18 protein-coding genes, 1 tRNA gene and 1 CRISPR repeat array are annotated in these 19102 nt (G+C 62.2%); of the genes, 7 read left to right on the forward strand and 12 right to left on the reverse strand.

Translation table 11 applies throughout. The annotated features are described in order from the left end of the window. Positions 1-10: 10 nt before the first annotated feature. The 5 genes from MB818_RS05395 to MB818_RS05415 all read right to left on the reverse strand — a co-directional run bounded on the left by MB818_RS05395 (position 11) and on the right by MB818_RS05415 (position 5459). The gene (locus tag MB818_RS05395) at positions 11-1324 is read right to left on the reverse strand and encodes a TRAP transporter large permease (protein ID WP_234137141.1); all 1314 of its coding nucleotides are present in this window, start codon (positions 1322-1324) and stop codon (positions 11-13) included. Between the two features lie 6 nt (positions 1325-1330). Next, positions 1331-1864 (reverse strand): TRAP transporter small permease, encoded by a 534-nt coding sequence (locus MB818_RS05400; protein WP_234137140.1) that lies wholly within the window; start codon positions 1862-1864, stop codon positions 1331-1333. A gap of 80 nt (positions 1865-1944) precedes the next feature. Beyond that, positions 1945-2919, reverse strand: a complete 975-nt coding sequence (locus tag MB818_RS05405; RefSeq protein ID WP_234137139.1) for a TRAP transporter substrate-binding protein — start codon at positions 2917-2919, stop codon at positions 1945-1947. Positions 2920-2956: 37 nt separating this feature from the next. Then, positions 2957-4222, reverse strand: coding sequence for an NAD(P)/FAD-dependent oxidoreductase (locus MB818_RS05410; protein ID WP_234137138.1), 1266 nt, complete (start codon positions 4220-4222; stop codon positions 2957-2959). A gap of 109 nt (positions 4223-4331) precedes the next feature. Then, positions 4332-5459, reverse strand: a complete 1128-nt coding sequence (locus MB818_RS05415) for a muconate cycloisomerase family protein (RefSeq protein WP_238904250.1) — start codon at positions 5457-5459, stop codon at positions 4332-4334. Positions 5460-5561: 102 nt separating this feature from the next. On the opposite strand from MB818_RS05415, the gene MB818_RS05420 reads away from it, so the two are divergent. Continuing rightward, positions 5562-6479 (forward strand): LysR family transcriptional regulator, encoded by a 918-nt coding sequence (locus MB818_RS05420; RefSeq protein ID WP_234165548.1) that lies wholly within the window; start codon positions 5562-5564, stop codon positions 6477-6479. A gap of 75 nt (positions 6480-6554) precedes the next feature. Continuing rightward, positions 6555-6644 (forward strand) — tRNA-Ser (locus tag MB818_RS05425). Between the two features lie 338 nt (positions 6645-6982). After that, positions 6983-8077: direct repeats of the CRISPR family, unit length 36 nt; unit sequence GTCCGGGCTTGGCCACGCCGCTTCTTCTGCTAGGAT. Positions 8078-8149: 72 nt separating this feature from the next. On the opposite strand, the gene cas2 is transcribed toward MB818_RS05425, so the two are convergent. The 7 genes from cas2 to MB818_RS05460 all read right to left on the reverse strand — a co-directional run bounded on the left by cas2 (position 8150) and on the right by MB818_RS05460 (position 15989). Further along, on the reverse strand, positions 8150-8500 hold the full coding sequence (gene cas2, locus MB818_RS05430; protein ID WP_238904252.1) for a CRISPR-associated endonuclease Cas2: 351 nt from the start codon (positions 8498-8500) through the stop codon (positions 8150-8152). Beyond that, a complete protein-coding gene (gene cas1 / locus MB818_RS05435) occupies positions 8493-9407 on the reverse strand; it encodes a type II CRISPR-associated endonuclease Cas1 (RefSeq protein WP_238904254.1) in 915 nt (304 codons plus the stop codon). Before cas1 ends, cas2 begins: the two co-directional genes overlap by 8 nt. A gap of 44 nt (positions 9408-9451) precedes the next feature. Continuing rightward, entirely contained in the window at positions 9452-12679 is a 3228-nt protein-coding gene (gene cas9, locus MB818_RS05440) for a type II CRISPR RNA-guided endonuclease Cas9 (RefSeq protein ID WP_238904256.1), read from the reverse strand. 130 nt (positions 12680-12809) lie between these two features. Beyond that, entirely contained in the window at positions 12810-13205 is a 396-nt protein-coding gene (locus tag MB818_RS05445; protein WP_238904258.1) for a hypothetical protein, read from the reverse strand. Beyond that, complete coding sequence (locus MB818_RS05450) at positions 13202-14524, reverse strand: recombinase family protein (RefSeq protein ID WP_238904260.1); 1323 nt, start codon at positions 14522-14524, stop codon at positions 13202-13204. Before MB818_RS05450 ends, MB818_RS05445 begins: the two co-directional genes overlap by 4 nt. Then, positions 14521-14976 carry a DUF2924 domain-containing protein gene (locus MB818_RS05455; RefSeq protein ID WP_238904262.1) on the reverse strand — a complete coding sequence of 152 codons (456 nt, stop codon included), beginning with the start codon at positions 14974-14976 and terminating at the stop codon, positions 14521-14523. Before MB818_RS05455 ends, MB818_RS05450 begins: the two co-directional genes overlap by 4 nt. A gap of 338 nt (positions 14977-15314) precedes the next feature. Next, complete coding sequence (locus tag MB818_RS05460) at positions 15315-15989, reverse strand: XRE family transcriptional regulator (RefSeq protein WP_238904264.1); 675 nt, start codon at positions 15987-15989, stop codon at positions 15315-15317. A gap of 76 nt (positions 15990-16065) precedes the next feature. Between MB818_RS05460 and MB818_RS05465 the strand changes: the two genes are divergently transcribed. The 5 genes from MB818_RS05465 (at position 16066) to MB818_RS05485 (ending at position 19049) form a co-directional block, all read left to right on the forward strand. Then, positions 16066-16764 carry a hypothetical protein gene (locus tag MB818_RS05465; protein ID WP_238904266.1) on the forward strand — a complete coding sequence of 233 codons (699 nt, stop codon included), beginning with the start codon at positions 16066-16068 and terminating at the stop codon, positions 16762-16764. A gap of 255 nt (positions 16765-17019) precedes the next feature. Then, on the forward strand, positions 17020-17244 hold the full coding sequence (locus tag MB818_RS05470; RefSeq protein ID WP_238904268.1) for a helix-turn-helix transcriptional regulator: 225 nt from the start codon (positions 17020-17022) through the stop codon (positions 17242-17244). After that, on the forward strand, positions 17241-17570 hold the full coding sequence (locus MB818_RS05475; RefSeq protein ID WP_238904270.1) for a hypothetical protein: 330 nt from the start codon (positions 17241-17243) through the stop codon (positions 17568-17570). Before MB818_RS05470 ends, MB818_RS05475 begins: the two co-directional genes overlap by 4 nt. A 24-nt stretch (positions 17571-17594) precedes the next feature. Next, positions 17595-18080 carry a hypothetical protein gene (locus MB818_RS05480; protein WP_238904271.1) on the forward strand — a complete coding sequence of 162 codons (486 nt, stop codon included), beginning with the start codon at positions 17595-17597 and terminating at the stop codon, positions 18078-18080. Positions 18081-18185: 105 nt separating this feature from the next. Further along, complete coding sequence (locus MB818_RS05485) at positions 18186-19049, forward strand: ATP-binding protein (RefSeq protein WP_238904273.1); 864 nt, start codon at positions 18186-18188, stop codon at positions 19047-19049. The last annotated feature ends 53 nt before the right edge of the window (positions 19050-19102 follow it).

Genomic DNA, 19102 nt, shown 5'->3' on the forward strand with positions numbered 1-19102 from the left:
CGGCCGGGCGCTACTGCCCCGGACCCGCTCTCAGATTGTCCGGCAACCAGGTGGCCAGATCGGGGAACAGGATCAGTACGAACACCATCAGCACCATGATCAGGAACATCGGAATGGCGGCGCGGGCGATGTAACTCATCTCGTGATTGGTCATCCCCTGCAAAACGAAGAGGTTGAAGCCGATCGGCGGCGTGATCTGCGCCATCTCGACCACCACCACGATGAAGATGCCGAACCAGATCAGGTCGATGCCCGCATCGCGGATCATCGGCTCGACCACCGCCATGGTCAGCACCACGGAGGAGATGCCGTCTAGGAAACAGCCAAGGATGACGTAAAAGACCAGAAGCACCATCAGCAACTCGAACCGCGACAGGTCCCAGGCGGCGATCAGGTTGGCCAGCCCGCGCGGCAGGCCGGTAAAACCCATCGACAGCGACAGAAAGGCCGCGCCGGCAAGGATCAGCGCAATCATCGCGCTGGTGCGGGTGGCGCCCATCAGGCTTTCTGCAAAGGTCTTCCAGCTCAGCGATCCCTGTCCCAGCGCCAGGAGCAGCGAGCCGATGACACCAAATGCGGCGGCCTCGGTCGCGGTGGCATAGCCCAGATACATCGACCCGATCACCACCACGATCAGCGTGATCACCGGCGCCAGGAATCGCGAATTGCGGATTTTCTCGGCAAAGCTCAGCTTGGGTTCGGGATTGGGGCTCCAATCCTTGCCAATGCGGGAATAGATCGCGACATAGCCCATGAACATCGCCGCCAGCACCAGCCCCGGCAGGATACCGGCAAAGAACAGCTTGGTAATCGACTCGTTGATGGTGACGCCATAGACGATCAGCGTCAGCGAGGGCGGGATCATCAGGCCCAGCGTCGCCGCCCCGGCCAGCGTGCCGATGATCATCCGCTCGGGGTATTTGCGCTTGCGCAATTCGGGGATCGACATCTTGCCCACTGTGGTCAGCGTGGCCGCGGACGAGCCCGACACGGCGGCAAAGACGGTACAGCCGACGATATTGGTATGCACCAGCCCACCGGGCAGCGGCGCCATCCAGGGCGATAGCCCCTTGAACATGTCCTCGGACAAGCGCGTTCGATACAGGATCTCTCCCATCCAGATGAACATCGGCAGCGCCGTCAGGGTCCAGCTGGAAGAGGCCGACCAGATCGTGGTGAGCATGACATCGCCCACGGGGCGGGTGGTGAACAGCTCCATCCCCACCCAGGCCACGCCCATCAGCGCCAGCCCGACCCAGACGCCGGTGCCCAGAAGGGTGAAGAGGACGAAGAGAAACAGAATGATGACCGATAGGTTTTCCATCGCCGTCTACTCCCCGTGGCTCTGGTCGGCGAGATCCCGCGTGATACGGTGATCGCCCTTGAAGATGACGTGGATCAGGTGATCGGTCAGTGCGATGGCCAGGATCACGGCGCCCAAGAGCATCGCCGATTGCGGGATCCATAGCGGGGTACGGTCCTGTCCCTGGCTGATGTCGTTGAACTTCCAGCTCCAATAGACAAAGCGATAGGCGTACCAGACGAAATACCACATCACCGCCGTGCCGATGCCGAAGCACCAGACCTCGATCCAGCGGCGCAGCCCGTCGGGCACCGCGTTGAGCAGGATCGAAACGCGGATATGACTGCCCCGGTTCAGCGCGTTTGCAAAGGCCAGAAACGAGGCCGCTGCCATGGCGTAACCCGCATAGTCGGGCGCACCCGGAAACACTTCGCCGGTCCAGCGGGCCAGCATCTGCACCACGATCAGCCCCAATATGCCGACCAGGCACATCGCGGCCAGAACGCCTGCGATGAGATAGAGCAAATCCAGTCCGCTGCGCAAACCTCTCAGTAGCGCCATGACACATCCTCCGTTTCGGAAAAATCAGCCGGATCGAGGCGGGCGGCGGACAACCCGCCGCCCGCGCCGCATCCCGTCGCTCAGTCGGCCTTGAAGGCGTCGACGATGGCCTGGCCCTGATCACCGGCAGCTTCGAGCCACTCGCTGGTCATGGTCACACCGATCTCTTTCAGCTCGGCCACCAGCTGATCCGAAGCCGGACCGACGGTCATGCCGCCATCTCGCAGACCCTGAAGGGTAAAGCCCGTGTATTCCTTGGACCGCCAATTGCCCGCATACTCGGCCAGCCCGGCACAGGCCTGGATCACGTTCTTGTTCTGATCGCTCACGCCCGACCAGACATCCGAGTTCACGAACACGTAGTTGCGCGGCAGCCAGGCATCGACCTCGTAGAAATAGTTCAGCGATTCCCAGACCTTGCGGTCATAGCCGGTGGAACCGGACGAAATCATCGAATCCGCCACACCGGTGGCAAAGGCCTGGCTGATTTCGGCCGCCTCGATGGTCACCGGCAGCATGCCGGTCAGTTCCGCCAGCCGCGAGGTGGCGTTGTTGTACGAGCGGAACTTGATGCCTTTCATATCGGCGACCGAATTCACCTCGTTCTTGAAATACAGGCCCTGCGGCGGCCACGGCACCGAATAGAGCAGGGTCAGGTTCTGCTCGGCCAGAAGCGCGGACAGCGGTTCCTTGGCGGCCTTCCAAAGCTTGTCGGCATCGTCAAACGAGGTGGCGAGGAAAGGTACCGAGTCAAAACCGAACAGCGCGTTCTCGTTCTGGTGGCCCGACAACAGGCGCTCGCCGATCGGCGCCTGACCGGTCTGCACGGCGCGCTTGATATCGGCGCCCTTGAACAGCGAGCCCGACGGATGGGTGACGATCTCGATCTCGCCGCCGGTGCCGGTGGTGACGCAATTGCCGAACTCTGCCGCGGTCACCGAATGGAAGTTCGAGCCGGAATAGGCCAGCGGCATGTCCCACGTTTCAGCAGTGGCGGACAGGGCGCCGACCGAGGTCAGCGCTGTAGCGGCCAGAAGAGTTGTCAGTTTTTTCATCGTAGTCTCCCTAGTTGGTTGGTTCGTTTTCAGGTTCTCAGTTTTGCCCGGCCTTCGTGTAGCGTGCCGGTGAATAGACGCTCAGGTCAATGTTGGGCTGCCGCCCCGAGATGAGCTGCGCCAGGATGCGACCGGTTTTCGGGCCGCCGGTCAGGCCGACATGGTGATGACCAAAGCCGGTAAAGGCGCCCTTGAGATGCGGCAGTTCGCCGATCACCGGGATCGAATCCGCAGGCGCCGGACGGTGGCCCAGCCATTCGGTCACCTCGTCGGCCTTGAGTCCGGGAAACACCGCCGCCGCGCTGCGCTTGAGCAACTCGATCGGGGCACGGGACGGCCCCGCCTCGAGCCCGCCGAACTCGACCACCCCGGCCAGGCGCAAGCGGCCCTCCATCGGGGTGGCGACGAACTTGCGCGCGGCCACCATGACCGGTGATTTCGGCATGAAATTCGGGTTCCAGAACTCGATATGATAGCCGCGCTCGGCCTCGAGCGGCACGTCGAGGCCCAGTTTCTTGGCCAGTGGTCCGGACCAGACCCCGGTGGCGACAACGGCAGCATCGCAGGGGATGGTCTGGCCACCGGCGCGCACCCCGGTGACACGGCCGTTTTCCCGCGCGATATCCTCGACATCGGCCTTGATCAGCTTCCCGCCCGAGGCGACCACATGCGCGGCCAGATCCTTGACGTACTGGCCCGGATCGGTGATGCGCCCGTGATCCTTGAGGCGGATGGCAAACCGCAGATCGGTGGAGAAAGCCGGATCATAGGCGCGGAATTCATCGGCCTCCATCTCATCCCAGGCAAAGCCGTTCTGCCGCCGCAGGTCCCAGGTGAACGCGTCCCCCTGATAGTGGGCACGGTCGTTGTAGAGGAACAGATAGTCCGAGGGCACGACCCATTTCTCGGCGCCGGTTCCCTGCGCCAGCGCCAGATGGTCGGCCTGGCTGTCGCCGATGATAGGCGCCATCGCCGCTGCGGTCTGCGCCGCGTCGCTTGCATTGGCCCGACGAAGGAACCGCACCAGCCAAGGTGTCAGCTTGGGCAGATATCCCCACCGCAGAAACAAGGGTTCATTCGGGTTGAACAGCATCTTGGGTGCCTTGCCGATCAGGCCCGGCGTGCTCACCGGTACGATCGCGCAAGAGGCCAGCACGCCACCATTACCGTATGACGTGCCTTCGGCGGGTCCGGCGCGGTCGATCAGCACCACCTTGTGCCCGTCGCGCTGCAACCAGATCGCGGTGGACACCCCGACGATGCCAGCGCCGATGATCGCAATGGTCTTTGCGGTATCCGTCATGTTTTTCCCCAACCGGCAAGAGCACGGGCCATATCCGATTCCCTAAGCGTCAGCATGCCACACATTTCCAAAACGTCAACAAAATGTCGATAAGTTGCCATTGAGTGGGTCACCCCGATTTTCTGACGGCATAGTGGTCAAGCTTGCCGGGATCGGCCCGCGCGCCCAGCCCCGGCCCGTCAGGCACGATGACCTGGCCCGCCTCGACCCGGAACGGCGTTTCCAGAATATCCTCCTTGAGGAAATAGCTGGCCTGATAGAATTCGCATCCCAACGTGATTTCGGGAGTGGCGGCGATCATGTGCGTGCCGGCAAGATGCGCCAGCCCGGCCTCGAACATGTCGCCGCCATAGGCCATAAGCCCATGGGCTGCGGCGATCCGGGCCACTGTCTGGGCCCGCGTCAGCCCACCGGATTTCATGATCTTGATCGAGACGCCGTCGCAGATGCCTTCGCGTGCGGCCCGCACCATGTCCTCGGGGCCATAGACGCTCTCATCCGCCAACAGGGGCACATCGCTCATCCCACGCAGCCGGGCCATCAGCTCGAAATGATGCGCCCGCACCGGCTGTTCGATGAAATCGGGCTGGAACCGCGCCACATCCAGCACGCGCGGCACCGCCTCTTCGATCGCAAGCCCCTGATTGTAATCGACGCGCACCCGGAACTCGGGGAAATCGCGCGCGATCCGTTCCAGCCGCATGATGTCAAAGGCATGGTCTCGAAAACCGGTCTTTAGCTTGATCAACCCCACGCCATCTGCCCGCAACCGCTCCATCAGCGCGATATCGGCGTCGAAATCCGGGTTGGCGATGGAACAGCTGAGCGGGATCGTGTCGCGGCATTTGCCACCAAGCAGCGCCCAGACCGGCAGGTTTGAAATGCGGCCCGTCAGATCCAGCAACGCGCTGTCCAGCGCCGCCTTCGCCTCGGTGCAATGGGCGACGGCACGGGCAGCCTCTTCCATGATCGCGACCCTGTCACTGACCCGCCGCCCGATCACCAGTGGACGCAAGTAGCGATCAAGCGCCGCATAGCTCGCCTCGGGCGTGCCGGTAAAGACCGACCAGGGCGAGGCCTCGCCAAACCCCTCGGCGCCACCTTCGGCGACAAGGCGCAGCAGGACGATCTCGCAGCTTCCCTCGACCCGTCCGATCCCGTGGTCGCGCGCGGACACGACTGGCAAGGCCAGGTGCCACAGATCGAATCCCATGATCTTTTGCTCAAGATCGCCCATCTTCAATCCCCGTTGACCCAAGGAGAGTGTGCGGAAGCTTTTGCATCATTTCCAATACTAAGATTTGCACAAGGCATCATTTCTGATGATATTCTAAGTGATATGAGCCGTTTCTTTCGCCACTATCAGGCGTTTCACGCCATTATCGAGACTGGCACCGTGACAGGTGCCGCCGAACGGTTGGGCGTGTCACAGCCCGCCATTTCCAACCTTCTGGCGCAGTTGGAGCGGCAAACCCGTCTCAAACTCTTCGAACGCAATCGTGGTCGCCTGTTGCCTACGCCCGAGGCAATGGTTCTGTTCGACGAGGTCGACACGGTGATGCGCGGGCTGGGCCAGGTCAATCAGGCGGTGGTCGACCTGCAGAACCAGAAGGCCGGGCAATTGCAGGTGGCCACCAACCACGCCATGGCCTTTGGCTTTCTGCCTGAACAGATCGCGCGGTTTGCTGCCGACAAACCTAACCTGACCGTCGCCTTTCAGTCGCAATACTCGGCCAAGATTCAGGACTGGGTGATCGCCGGCCTGTTCGAGATCGGCATCTGCGAACAGCCCGTGCGAACCGACGGGCTGGACTGGATCCCGTTCTTCTTTGAAATCCAATGCGCGGTGCCGGCCGACAGCCCGCTGGCCCGGCACGATGAACTGACGCCCACGCTGCTGGACGATGTGCCCTTTATCGTCATGGGCGCCGACCATATGGTGACCCGCCGCGCCCGTGAGGCGTTTCATCGCGAAGGTGCCAACCTGAGAATTCGTTGCCAGACAGACCTGTTCCGCAACGCGCTCAACCTGGTGAAACAGGGGCTTGGGGTTACGCTGGTCGACCCGTTCACCTTGTCCAGCGACGATCGCAACGGCTATGTCCTGCGCCGGTTTTCACCCCGTATCCTGTTGGATGTCATCGTCGTCACAGCGCACGGTCGTCCGATTTCGGCCATCGGCGCTCAGTTTCTCGAGCAGGTTTCGGCCAGCATGACCGCACTAGCGGTGGCGGCGCCTGACTCCGCCGAGACATGAACAAATCGCCAGAGCGTACAAAAAAACCGCAATTTCGCCTTGTCCTTGGGTGATGAAATCCATAAACGGGTCAGCGGAGCTGTGGCCGAGTGGTCGAAGGCGCTCCCCTGCTAAGGGAGTAGGCCCGGAAGGGTCTCGTGGGTTCGAATCCCATCGGCTCCGCCACTTGCCCTCGCGAAAGCGTTCTCCCGATCCGGCCGCGGCCGGATTTTTCCGTTATATTCAAGGGTTATACGGGCGGGGCTGAGCACTGGCAGTGGCACTGGGTGGCCCGGAAGCGGTCTCTCAGGGCCGATATTCTCCGGACCTCATGACTGCGCCATTTTGGTGAATTTCTCATAAGCCCATGTAGATATTGACGAAATTCAAGCCGTTGAAATTTCTTGGATTGGAGTCGCGTTTGCGTCTGCCGCGACCGGGTTCGGAAGCTCTCAGGCTGTGGCTGGGTGATTGTAGGACGACGCATCCAGCGCGGGGGGGGGGGCGATTTCACGGCAATTCTTGTCCGGGCTTGGCCACGCCGCTTCTTCTGCTAGGATCCACACAGGGGTTCCGTCGAAGCGCCGATAGTCCGGGCTTGGCCACGCCGCTTCTTCTGCTAGGATCGGCGCAGACCAGCGGTTGCAGTCCTCGCCAGTCCGGGCTTGGCCACGCCGCTTCTTCTGCTAGGATGGAAGGCATCGCGATAGGTGATTTCCTCACGTCCGGGCTTGGCCACGCCGCTTCTTCTGCTAGGATGTTCTGCCACGCGCGCCTTGACCCCGGCCCGGTCCGGGCTTGGCCACGCCGCTTCTTCTGCTAGGATGCTGTCGTGTCGCTCATTTGCTCACTCCGTGTCCGGGCTTGGCCACGCCGCTTCTTCTGCTAGGATAGCGGGCCGATTGATCCGACCATATCAGCTGTCCGGGCTTGGCCACGCCGCTTCTTCTGCTAGGATGCCCGCGAATAGAAACCCTCGGGGCGGTCCGTCCGGGCTTGGCCACGCCGCTTCTTCTGCTAGGATCGCCTGCTGCCATTCGTACTTGGCGGAGGTGTCCGGGCTTGGCCACGCCGCTTCTTCTGCTAGGATGATTATCGCGAGGGACCGGCAACGCGCTGGGTCCGGGCTTGGCCACGCCGCTTCTTCTGCTAGGATTCCTGGCACCAAGGCCAACACCGGGCGGCTGTCCGGGCTTGGCCACGCCGCTTCTTCTGCTAGGATAAGAAGGTTGAAGAACAATGAAACCCGATCTGTCCGGGCTTGGCCACGCCGCTTCTTCTGCTAGGATGTGGCGTATCTCGACCGGCGCGCCATGCCAGTCCGGGCTTGGCCACGCCGCTTCTTCTGCTAGGATAGGCACTGGAAAACATTCCGGGCAGCGTTGGTCCGGGCTTGGCCACGCCGCTTCTTCTGCTAGGATGACGCAATCCTGCGGATCGAAACCGCAGCAGTCCGGGCTTGGCCACGCCGCTTCTTCTGCTAGGATCGCATGGCCGAAATCCACCACGAGGAAGTTGTCCGGGCTTGGCCACGCCGCTTCTTCTGCTAGGATCCGGTAGTTCTTCAACCCCTCGACGCCCTCGTCCGGGCTTGGCCACGCCGCTTCTTCTGCTAGGATTCACCCCGCGCAACCTCTTGTTGTGCGGGGTATTTTATTGAGTTGCGCCGCAGAAAAACTCCCTCGGCAAGCCTAGAACAGCACGAGTTGAGCCGGTTTTTCCGCAGGCGCTTTCGATCTTCGCTTGCCGTGGAAGACCTGACTGAGCGCATATTGCTTGTCGGTGAAGAAGAGAACCTGCACATGGCCGGCGTCGGGGACGAGGTCGCCAACCTGTCGGGCATAACTTTCGGCCTTCTCCTTGCTCCAAGCATGACGGAGATAGACCGAAAACTGAACCATTTCAAATCCAAGGTCCAATAGATCGTTGCGGAACCGCGTGGCCCGCTTGCGTTCGGCGCTGGTCAGCACCGGCAGATCGAAAAGCACCCATACCCACATGATCCTGTATCCTGAAAGTTGTTTGAAGCCGTTTTCAGTCATCGTCTTGCTCCTCGGCGGCTATGGGGATTGGCCGGTCCGGAAAGACGAGGCGCAGTTTGCCCGACTCGCAGGACTGGGCGAGGCTTTGCGCCAGGCGCACCAAGACCTGTGATAGCGGGCTTGCGCCCTGTGGCGTCGGGAAGTCGGCGGCAAGGCTGGCCACGAGCGCGCCGCGTGCCTCGGCGACTTCGGTGATTCCCTCGGCGCACAGGTCGCGGACGATCAGATCGACGGTGGGCCGGAACGGTTCCATCAGGTCGTCGGCAAGCGCCAGTGCATCGCCGCCCGAGCGGTGATGGACGGACAGCGACGGATGCAGCCCTGCGGACACGATCGCGCGCGCCGTTGCAGCCCGCAGAACGGCATAGCCGTAGTTCAGCAGGGCATTGGCCCCCAAGGCCTCGCGGTCACGCCGGAACGCCTTGTCCATCATCAAGGGCCAGTAAGCCTGCGCGGCCTGCGCCTCGCGGTTGTCAGGGTCGCCGGAGCGCACGGCTGTTGCCAGTCGTCGCAGGCGCTCGGACGGTTCGTTCACACGCTCGAGAGCTTCCGCCTGTGCCGTGATCTTATGGCGGACCAATGTAGCCCAGGCCTGTTTGCGAAACGGCAAGGACGCATCGGCCTGCGCTCTGATGCGATGCGCCTGCTGGAAGTGCCCGTTCAGTGGCAGGACCACCGCCACCGGATTGAAGTCATGCCCCAACACCATGACCGGCACCTGGCGGGCTGCGAGTTCGACCAGCGCACTGTTCGACCAGACCATCCCGGGGCTGGCGACCAGCACCGCCTCGAGGTCATCGAAGGCGATGCGCCCAGCCTCGCCTCCGTCCGTATCAACCGCCAGGAATCCGCGGCGCTTGTGCACCGAAAGCCCGGGTGCCGTCAGTTCCAGTATTCGTCCAACCATTAGAGCCTCCTTGATGGAATGCGCCCGAAGGGTTGGCCTGCCTGTCAGATCGTCCCATGCGGGATCGTGTGCACCCGCCCCAGTTCGTCGACCCGCACGCGCCGGGCGCGGCGGAGTTTCAGTTTGCTGACCGTTGCAAGATCCCAGCGGAAGGGATCATCGGCGTCGTTGTGGCGCTCATCGAACTTACCGGCGTCGGCTATTCCGACGAGCCGCATTCGATTGGCGCTGGGTTCGAGTCGAATGATCCGTTTGATCCTGTTGCTTCCCTCCACCACGCAGTTGTTCTTGTTGTCCCAATCGAACAGCTGAATCGTGTCGTTCTTGTGGACGCGCATGATGAAACGCGCGTCGGGATGGGCGACGTTCCACGGCTCGGCCCCGCCCGAATTGGCCGCCCAGATGTCGGTCGCGTGCTGGAACCAGGTGCCGTCGGGGCTTTCGAGGATGTCCATGTAGGCATTCTCGCCCGGAACCAGCCATTTGTAGGGCCGGCCCCCGCGATCATGAACCGGGCGCACGGCGGCCTCTGGCTTCAGAATGCGCAGTTTGCGGTGTCCGGTTTCGTTGCTCCAAGCCGCAAGCGCCTCGGGCAGTCGCTTCTTGCGTTCGGCCTCCGGCAGCGACCTGTCGCGCGCGGATCTTGTGGCTTCCTCAAGGCTCAGGCGCAGCTTCACGTCGCGCACTTGGCCGATTTCCTTTTCCGTCAGGCCATGGACATGCTTGCGCACCACGACATTTCCGATGGTCCGGTCGGCCTGATTTTCGGGCACGTCACGCACAAGGCCGAAGACCGTGTCCTCATGCAACCTGCCGCTGGTTTGCGAGGGGTCGGAGGGGTCGGCGCTGCCGTGCTGCGCGCGATGGCTGACGTTGACCTTCTCGACCGCGCGCAGGACGGCATCGCGGAAGACCTCGAAAGGTTCCGGCGGGGCGGGCAACACGCGGTCCAGTCGTTCCACCCCCATTCTCCGGGCGTGGGTCTGCAAGACCTGAATCATCCGCCGGTCGATCACGCCCACAACGGCGGCGTCGATCGCGTGGTGGCGGTGATCGTCGCGCGACTTGCGGTTGTGATCGCCGAGGTTCAGGCCCCAGCGGTGCCGCAGCATCGCGGTCATGCGCCCCGGCAGAACCCAGACATGGTTGCGCCGCTTCCCTTCGTCATCGGTCTTCGGAAACAGCGCCTCAGCATAGGCGCGCACAACCCTGGCGAGATAGCCGGTGGCATTCAGCTGGCGGTCCTCGAAGCCGCGCGTCTCTTTCCATTTCTGCATCGCGCCGGGCAGGAATCGCCAGGCCTTGTTGGCGGGCAGGTGTTTCGTCCGGGCGACAATGGCGGCAAGATCCTCGCCGGACCAGGCATCGCCGGGCGCGCGCTTGCCCTTGATACGGTTGGCCGCGCGAAAGCACAGTGTCTTGTTTGCGGGGCTGTCGTCGAAGGTCTCATCGAACGGCAGAATGTGGTCGATCTCGATCTCGTCGGAATGCATCTGGTGCAGCGCGATGGGCTGGCCTGTGTAGGGACAGAGCCGATCCGCCGGGCCCTTGCCCATCTCCTCCCACAGACGCATGCGCAGGAACCGGTCGCCCACACGCGCGCCTTCGGCCAGCAGACCCTCCGCCTGCAATTCGGCCCGCCAGCGATCGTTGCGTGCGGTGTACTTGCGGATGTCGCTCTCGATCTTGTTCAGTTCCTCGGCCGACTTCGCCATGTCACGCGCAGCCTCGATCACCACCTGCGCAGGCTTGCCGTATTCGGCGATCAGAGCGTTCATCACGCGCCGGAACTGCCCTAGGGCGATATGCACCGTCGGGTTGGTGATCCGGCCATAGCGCACAAGGTCGGGGTCGTTCGGATCGCCGGTACCATTGCCGATCATGCGTTGCAGGACGGAAAGCCGGTTGTAGGGTGGCAGGGTGTCCACGCCCTCCACTGCTTGGAAATCGGAATGGTCTAGCCCCGCGCCGCCCAGCGCGGGTGCACGCCGAACAGATTCGTCATAGGTGATAACGTCTTTGCGCATCTCTTCCACGATGGCCTGCGTAGCCTCCAGGCAGAACCGCAGGTGACCGTCTGGCAGCGGGATCTTCTCGACCTTTTCCGCCGCGTCGCGGGAAAGGTTGTGCCGATCCATCAGCCAACCGATCAACTCTTCCGGGTCAGCCGTATCCGCGATCCGGCCAAGCATCTCCACCTGCATGGCACTGTCGAGGGTTGGCCAGAGGCTTGCCAAGGGGCCTGGCTTCTTCGCGTCGCCCAGCAATCGTGCGGCCACGTCGTTGCGCGCAAGCTCCTTCAGGCCGCCCTTTTCCAGATTGAACTCAGCCTGCGTCGGCAATTTCAGGGTCTTTCGCAACGCCGCCCAGGACAGCTTGGTCCCGCTCATCAGGGTCCGCGCGACAAGATCACGGGCGGTGATGTCCAGCGGCTGTTCACCATGGTCATCGACGATGCGTAAATGGTTGAGTTGAGACAAGATCAGGAATTCCTGAGCGGCCGGATGCCAGCGCTGCAGGCGGTCCTGATCCGGGAAGAAGGTGCATTTCCCCGGCCGGACGGGCCGCAGCGGGCGCTGAAAGAAGATCGTATCGCGCAGCCGTTCCCGCTTGCCATCCGTCAGCGACGGATGAAAGGCAGCCTGCGTGGCCCAGATGTGATCGAACTCCGCTTCCAGTAGGGCACGGGTCGGATAGAACGCGTAGGACAGTTTCGCGCCTTCGCCCGTCGGCCGGATTCGAGTCCCTTCGCCACGCGCGAGACGGGCGTGGAGGAAGGCGCCGTAGGTTGAGTGCCCCTCGGACTTGAGCCGCTCCATGAGCGCATTCGATGCCGTTGCGATCTTGCCCTTTTCATCTGCATCCTTGTCGGCACGACGATTGCTTTTGAAGCCTCGGTGTTTGGACATATGCCAGAGCGCCCGGCCGAATTGTTCCAGAGCCACCTGCTCGCGTGCGGCCTTCGCTCGTGCTTCGATGGGGTTTGCAGCAAAGACTGCGCTGCGCGCATCTGCATCTGATGGCAGCAGGCCGAACTCGATCAGGTCGTCGAGCAACCGTCTGCGTCGTCCGAGCGTTCTGTCCTGTCGTCGCCGCGAACCGCGCGGACCGCGTCGGCCCGCAGCATTGGATTCCTTCGACTGCGGATCCCGGCCGTTCGGGAATATCCGCACCCCGAGCTTTTCAAGCGAAGCGGGATGCGAGCGATCGTCGAGCCGGTAGACCGCCCAGCCGAGCGAATTTGTTCCAAGGTCAAAGGCGAAACGATACATGAGCCCTCCGAAGTGCTTGCCAAGCCAGCGTATTACGGGATAGCCTGATATTCCTAGTAGAAGAAGCGGCGTGGTCTTTCCCGCGATAAGGTGAAAGATCCATACCATTGGGGCAGGCTGCGGCCTGCCCCTATTCTTTCAGGAGGAAGATGGCGGCAGGCTGCTGCGCCCACTCTACCGGGAAAGACTCCAGCACCTGCGCGAGCGTAAACTCCGGCCCCTGCTTCCCGTCCAGGATCGCTTCGACGATATCGGGCGCGAGCAGCGTCAGCCGCAGGACGCGGGTCATGTAGGACGGTGCGATCCCCTCGCGCTCGGCCAGTTCGGCGATGGTTGCGAACTCACCCGACTCCAGCATCCGTTTCCAGCGGAACGCGCGGGCCAGCGCCTTGACCAGCGTGTTGTCCATCTTGCTCTGGCTGGATGCTCCGTCCGGCAACTGCATCTCCTTCCGCCCGCCGCGCTTCACGAGGCGGAACGGAACATGGATGGTAACGGTCTCCGGGACCGATGGCGTCCGGGTCATGCGGCTGTTCCTGCATCGGCGGTGATTTCGCGCGCCAGTGCCGCAAGTCCGTCCATGCGCAGGCGGACGTTGAGCCCATCCGGGCCGATGTCCACGCGCTCGACCAGTAACGCAACGATGCGCGTGTGCTCTGCCGGAAAGAGTTCGTCCCACAGCGGGTCGAGTTGCTGCAATGCCGCGCGGGCGTCGGCCTCGGCGATGTCGTCTGCGTGGGCGCGCGCCGCCCTCCTAGTCCCCGCAACAATCTCCGGCTGGCGAAACACGGCGCGCAGTTGGTCGATAACGGCGGCCTCGATTTCGCCCGCTGGCACCCGGCCGACCGGGCAGGATCCCGCGCCGTGCTTCAGCACCGTCTGGCTGACATAGTATCGGTACAGCCTGCCGCCCTTTCTCGTGTGCGTCGGCGAGAACGCTGCGCCGTCCGGTCCGAACAGCAATCCCTTCAGCAGCGCCGGCGTCTCGGCCCGGGTGCGCCCGGCGCGCTTCCGTGGGCTCTCCTGCAAAATTGCATGGACGCGGTCCCATGTCTCGCGGTCGATGATGGCGTCGTGCTCGCCGGGATAGCTGTCGCCCTTGTGCACCGCCTCGCCGATGTACGCGCGGTTGTTCAGCATCCGATAGAGGTATTTCTTGTCGATCCGGTTGCCACGCGGTGTCCGAAGTCCCCGCGTGCTGACCTCCCGCGCCAGCTCCGTCCCCGAGCCGATCTCGAGGAAGCGGGCGAAGATCCAGCGAACATGCGCCGCGTGCTCGTCGTCGACCACCAGTTTCCGGTTCTCGACGCGGTAGCCGTAGGGCGGCACCCCGCCCATCCATATGCCCTTCTTGCGGCTGGCGGCGACCTTGTCACGGATGCGCTCGGCCGTGACCTCGCGCTCGAACTGGGCGAAGGAGAGCAGGATGTTCAGCGTCAACCGTCCCATGGACGTGGTGGTGTTGAACGACTGCGTAACGCTGACAAAGGTCACGCCGTTGCGGTCGAACACTTCGACCAGCTTGGCGAAGTCGGCCAGCGAGCGGCTGAGGCGGTCGATCTTGTAGACCGCCACAACATCCACCAGCCCGTCCTCGATGTCTGCCATCAGCGTCTGAAGGCCGGGCCGGTCCAGTGTGCCGCCCGAGATTCCGCCGTCGTCATACTGATCGCGGACCAGCACCCAGCCTTCGGAGCGCTGGCTGGCGATGTACGCCTCGCAGGCCTCACGCTGGGCGTGCAGCGAATTGAACTCCTGCTCCAGCCCTTCCTCGGACGATTTGCGCGTATAGATCGCGCAGCGCAGCTTGCGGACCACCTTCGCTTTCTCGGGCGGTTTCGTCATGCCCGCCCCCTATGGTTCTTGAGGCCGAAGAACACCCAGCCGTTCCAACGTGTGCCGGTGATGGCGCGCGCGATGGCGGACAGCGACTTGTAGGGTCGACCCTGCCACTCGAAGCCATCGGCGGTGACGGTGACGACCTGTTCGACGCCCTGCCATTCGCGCAGGAGGCGCGTGCCAGTGATGGGGCGGTCGCGGTCGAAACGCATTCCGCGCTTCTTCCTGTCGCCTCCGTCCAGTTCCTCGCCCAGCCGTTCCAGACGCCGTATCGTCTCGGACTTCAGCCCGCCATAGGCCAGTTCCTGGATGCGATAGGCCAGGCGGGACTCGAGGTAGCGCCGGTTGAACGGTGGCGGTTCGCTGTCGAACAACTCGCGCCATTGCGCCTTCAACTCGGATGTCTTTCCCGTTTTCAGCGCGGTTAGGCGCGCGGGGATGGGATCGTGATTGGTCATGCGGTTCTCCGTTTCGAGGTGGTTGCATGACCGCTCTGGTCGGCTGAGTTGTGTAGCGAAATGTCTCCGATACCTGCAGATAGTCCGCTTGACTGCCGGACGTGCTGCCGGATCAGCCCAAGGGCAAGGATGCGGCACAGCTCGGCGCGGCGTTCGGTCGGCGTCATCCGGTCGGGGTGAAGCGGGTTGGGTCCGGTTGCCCTGCGAAGCGGGGCAGTTTCCATGTGATGTCTCCTCGGGTTTGATCCCAAGAAGTCGCTTCGACGCCTCTTGAACAAGCAAAAACAATGCCTTGTCAGCTCATGTCGGTTTGCGGCGCCTCATGTCGGTAGGCCGGTTTAGACACGGCGGCCATACCAGCGAATCCGGCCAACAATATTGACCTCATCGAGAAGGCATTCATAGGGCGCGTAGTTGGGGTTGTCTGAGGTGACATGAATGCGCGGTGGGTCGCTGGACGGAATATGCTCAATTCGCTTGGCCATCAGCCCCATGCCGTCGTGCAATACGAAAAGCCCTGGAGGATAGGGCGACTTGCGACCCATATCGACCAGGATCGTATCGCCATCATTCAGTGTGGGCACCATACTGTCCCCAGTGACGCGCAGGATCCTGAGATTTTTAGGGTTGGCCTCCAACTCTTCTTCAATCCAAGACAGCCGAAAATGATAGAGCTTGCTGGCCTGCTCATCCTCGGCATGCACGATTGTGCCGCCACCTGCAGATGCCTTCGCCTTGACGCCGGAAATACCAACAAAGGTCGTGTCTGGAGAATAGATCTTGGGGGCTTCGCCCTCTATCGTTCCATCACCGTCGACAAGCCAGTCAACATCGACCTTCAAGACGTCTGCAACCTTCTGCAGCTTGGCACGGCTCGGCCGCACAGACTTGCCGCGGATGATGTCGTAGATGAAGGAACGGTTGAGGCCCGAGGCCTCGGCCACCGCCGCAGGCGTCATGTCGAGCTGGAACGCGCGAGCCTTCAAGCGCTGTGCGATGTTGGTGATGATCATGCTTATCCCCAGCTGAGTTGTGGACTAAGTTGGATATCTATTCTGTTGAAAGTGGACAGTCAAACAGATAGGAACAATGAGTGAACAAAGGGGGCTGCCGCCAGTGTTGATTCCACGCGAATATTTTACCCTACAGGAAGTTCTGGCGGATTGGGGGATCTCCGAGTCGGAGCTGGGATACGTCGTTGAGATGGGCCAGCTGACCTTGTCGGTTCGCGTCTATGGCTCCTTCGTAGTTGCTGATCGGAAAGATCGACCTGGTCGGTGCAACCCGGACTTCGAAGGTGTGGTCGATCTGGGGCGGCGTGACGCCATGCGCGTGCTGCGCAAACACGCCTGTCCTGTTCCGTCCTTTGCTCAAAACGGTGGTGTCGTGGCAACGTCGGAGGGCGGTACAGATTGGGTTGTCTATCGAGAAGCGCTTCTTGTCCGCGCCGCTGAGCGCGCGCATTTTGAGGCGACAATTATGGCCGCTGGTGCTCCCCATGCCAATGATTATGATCGATTTTTGTCCTTTGATCTGAATGGTCAGCACTATCTCTTTACGGACATGCAGGCACGAGCTTTGAACTATTTGTTCATTTGCGCCATCACCGGTGACCCAGAGCAGCGTGGCGCTCAGATCCTGGCGGCGGCAGGTTCGGCCTCCTTGAAGCTCAGCTACCTGTTCTCCAGCCGGAGAGGGTGGCGCGACATCGTGCACCCCGTCTCGAAGCGCCGAGGATATTACATGCTCGAACCCGCCTTGGTCGTGACGATGCGCGTCGGCGCCTGATACCGAACCTTCATCCTGAACAGGCCCGCTTCACGCGGGCTTTTTTGTATCCGGCGGTCGCTATGGTTCGGTTTTGGTGCGAACCGATTAGCCCCCTCGGTCGGTGTTCGGTCGGTGCTTGGTTGGAGCTCCGACCGAAAATTCACCGGCTGCTGATTTTCCAACAAAAATTAATTTCTGTCACCGACCATTCGTGCCACGACCTCCAACCCAAGGGTTTGGCAAGTTGCCCTCATCAACTCGATGAGGACCGCCATGGAACAAGATGACACCCTATTGAGCACGAAGCTCTTGTCCCGGCGCTGGAATATTGCGCCGCGTACCCTGGAACGTTGGCGCGCCGAAGGTCGTGGGCCGCAGTTCGTCCGGATTGGCCGGCACGTGCGCTATCGCCAAACTGATATTCAGGCCTTTGAGGCCAAGCATATAAAGACCGCCGGTCCGGTGCCGACCCTGGCTGTTGTCGAGTGCGCCGCATGATCGCGCGTATCTCAACCAGTGCGCCTGCTGTTTCGGACATCACGCTGATGGCGTGGGTTGATGTCGCAGAGCCCGGCGCACGCCTCGTCTATCACCGTGGCTTTCTGGTGATCGACACGACCCCCAATGTTTCCACGCTCGGACAGCCTGCGCTTGAAGATCTGCGCGCCACGGCAAACGCAGCGTATCGGCTCTCTGAACTCGGTCGAATCCACCTTGTCCAGGAACGCCTTGGCCCGGACCGGTTTGCCTATCTCGCCATCGCCCGCCCGCACAAGGGCGCCGTTCCTTCCGCAGCTGTGAAGCAACTGGCGGCAGCTGCCTGATCCAACCCCCGAAAAGGAGCCCCTATGCCTTATCCCGAAAACACCCCGAGTGTGGACGACATGCTCAATATGCCCACCGGCGACTTGGCGCAGATGCCTGTGGAGCTACTGGCCGGCCTTCAAGGCGAGCTGGATCACGCCAGCAAACTACTGAAGGCGGCGACCGCCCGGTTCAGCGCTGCCCTCGAGGTCCGCTACGCCACCCGTGCGGCTGATGCCCGTCGCGCCTGCGGCAAGGACACCGGCACGGTCCGCCTCGCTGATGGTGATTTCACTGTTGTCGCCGATCTTCCCAAACGCGTCGACTGGGACCAGGAGAAGCTGGCGCAGATTGCCCGGAACATCGCCGACAGCGGCGAGGACCCTGCAGAGTTCATCGACACAAAGTTGACCGTTTCGGAGCGCAAGTACGGGGTGCTGCCTGAGGCCTGGCGCAAGGGGTTCGATCCCGCACGTACGGTCGGGTCTGGCAAGGCCAGCTTCAAGCTCGAACCGGCCAAAGCACCCTGAATACGGCAGCGGGGACGCCCTGACCGCAAGGCTGGGCAGGCTCCCCTTCGGCGCCCGGTCACACCCCGCTGCCGTTGACTTTTCACCCAATCCAAGGAGCGCGCCATGGCTTTGCGCATCATTACCGCCGACGAACGATTGTCGGCATCTGAAAACAAAACATCGCTGGCGGTTTTTGGCCCGCCGGGCGTGGGGAAAACCACGCTGATCAAGACGTTGCCCGCGGATAAGGCGGTGTGCTTTGATCTCGAGGCTGGCATGAAATCTGTGCAGGACTGGCGAGGACCCAGCGTTCCGATCCGCAGCTTTCCTGATTTTAGGGACCTTGTGATCCTGATCGGCGGCCCGGACCCTGCACAACACCCGGGTAGCTATTACGGGGCTGACTACCATGCCCATGTGCAACGGGAATATGCCGAAAGCGGTTTGGAAGCCTTTCTGAAGGACCGCTCGATCATTTTCGTCGACAGCATCACCGATCTGACACGGCAGGCGATGGCCTATGCCAAACAGCAGCCGGAGGCGTTTTCAGACCGCACCGGCAAGCCGGATGTGCGCGGCGCTTACGGGCTTTTGGGGCGCGAGGTCATTCAGGCGCTCAAGCACCTGCAACATGCGCGTGGTAAGACCGTCATCTTCGTTGGCGTCCTGGAAAAGGTCACCGATGAGTACGGGGCGTCGTCCTGGGTGCCGCAAATGGAAGGCACCAAAGCGGGTCGTGAATTGCCCGGAATCGTCGATCAGGTCATCTCCATGCAGCTTTTTGGCAAGGATGTGGAAGGCGCCTGGACGCTAGACGAGACATCCGCCGACCGCCGCCTCGTGTGCAAGTCCGGCAATCCCTGGGGCCTCCCCGCGAAGGATCGCTCGGGCCGCCTCGACATGACCGAGCCGCCGGACCTAGGAGCGTTGCTGGCCAAGATTGACGGCCGCTCGGCACTGACCCCTCCCACCTCATCCTCCGTCTGAACAGAAAAGGACATATCCCATGAGTTTCGATTTGAACGACGCTGGCCCGCAAA

Source organism: Ruegeria alba, from assembly GCF_022321465.1.
In the GTDB taxonomy this organism is placed as follows: domain Bacteria; phylum Pseudomonadota; class Alphaproteobacteria; order Rhodobacterales; family Rhodobacteraceae; genus Ruegeria_B; species Ruegeria_B alba.

What these genes read in the sequence shown, in the direction of transcription:
- MB818_RS05460 (WP_238904264.1), bottom strand. Translation starts at nt 15,989, where the DNA reads ATGATCATCACCAACATCGCACAGCGCTTGAAGGCTCGCGCGTTCCAG.
- MB818_RS05415 (WP_238904250.1), bottom strand. Translation starts at nt 5,459, where the DNA reads ATGGGCGATCTTGAGCAAAAGATCATGGGATTCGATCTGTGGCACCTG.
- MB818_RS05395 (WP_234137141.1), bottom strand. Translation starts at nt 1,324, where the DNA reads ATGGAAAACCTATCGGTCATCATTCTGTTTCTCTTCGTCCTCTTCACC.
- MB818_RS05405 (WP_234137139.1), bottom strand. Translation starts at nt 2,919, where the DNA reads ATGAAAAAACTGACAACTCTTCTGGCCGCTACAGCGCTGACCTCGGTC.
- MB818_RS05485 (WP_238904273.1), top strand. Translation starts at nt 18,186, where the DNA reads ATGGCTTTGCGCATCATTACCGCCGACGAACGATTGTCGGCATCTGAA.
- MB818_RS05410 (WP_234137138.1), bottom strand. Translation starts at nt 4,222, where the DNA reads ATGACGGATACCGCAAAGACCATTGCGATCATCGGCGCTGGCATCGTC.
- MB818_RS05480 (WP_238904271.1), top strand. Translation starts at nt 17,595, where the DNA reads ATGCCTTATCCCGAAAACACCCCGAGTGTGGACGACATGCTCAATATG.
- MB818_RS05475 (WP_238904270.1), top strand. Translation starts at nt 17,241, where the DNA reads ATGATCGCGCGTATCTCAACCAGTGCGCCTGCTGTTTCGGACATCACG.
- cas2 (WP_238904252.1), bottom strand. Translation starts at nt 8,500, where the DNA reads ATGACTGAAAACGGCTTCAAACAACTTTCAGGATACAGGATCATGTGG.
- MB818_RS05465 (WP_238904266.1), top strand. Translation starts at nt 16,066, where the DNA reads ATGAGTGAACAAAGGGGGCTGCCGCCAGTGTTGATTCCACGCGAATAT.
- MB818_RS05400 (WP_234137140.1), bottom strand. Translation starts at nt 1,864, where the DNA reads ATGGCGCTACTGAGAGGTTTGCGCAGCGGACTGGATTTGCTCTATCTC.
- cas1 (WP_238904254.1), bottom strand. Translation starts at nt 9,407, where the DNA reads ATGGTTGGACGAATACTGGAACTGACGGCACCCGGGCTTTCGGTGCAC.
- MB818_RS05420 (WP_234165548.1), top strand. Translation starts at nt 5,562, where the DNA reads ATGAGCCGTTTCTTTCGCCACTATCAGGCGTTTCACGCCATTATCGAG.
- MB818_RS05470 (WP_238904268.1), top strand. Translation starts at nt 17,020, where the DNA reads ATGGAACAAGATGACACCCTATTGAGCACGAAGCTCTTGTCCCGGCGC.
- MB818_RS05450 (WP_238904260.1), bottom strand. Translation starts at nt 14,524, where the DNA reads ATGACGAAACCGCCCGAGAAAGCGAAGGTGGTCCGCAAGCTGCGCTGC.
- cas9 (WP_238904256.1), bottom strand. Translation starts at nt 12,679, where the DNA reads ATGTATCGTTTCGCCTTTGACCTTGGAACAAATTCGCTCGGCTGGGCG.
- MB818_RS05455 (WP_238904262.1), bottom strand. Translation starts at nt 14,976, where the DNA reads ATGACCAATCACGATCCCATCCCCGCGCGCCTAACCGCGCTGAAAACG.
- MB818_RS05445 (WP_238904258.1), bottom strand. Translation starts at nt 13,205, where the DNA reads ATGACCCGGACGCCATCGGTCCCGGAGACCGTTACCATCCATGTTCCG.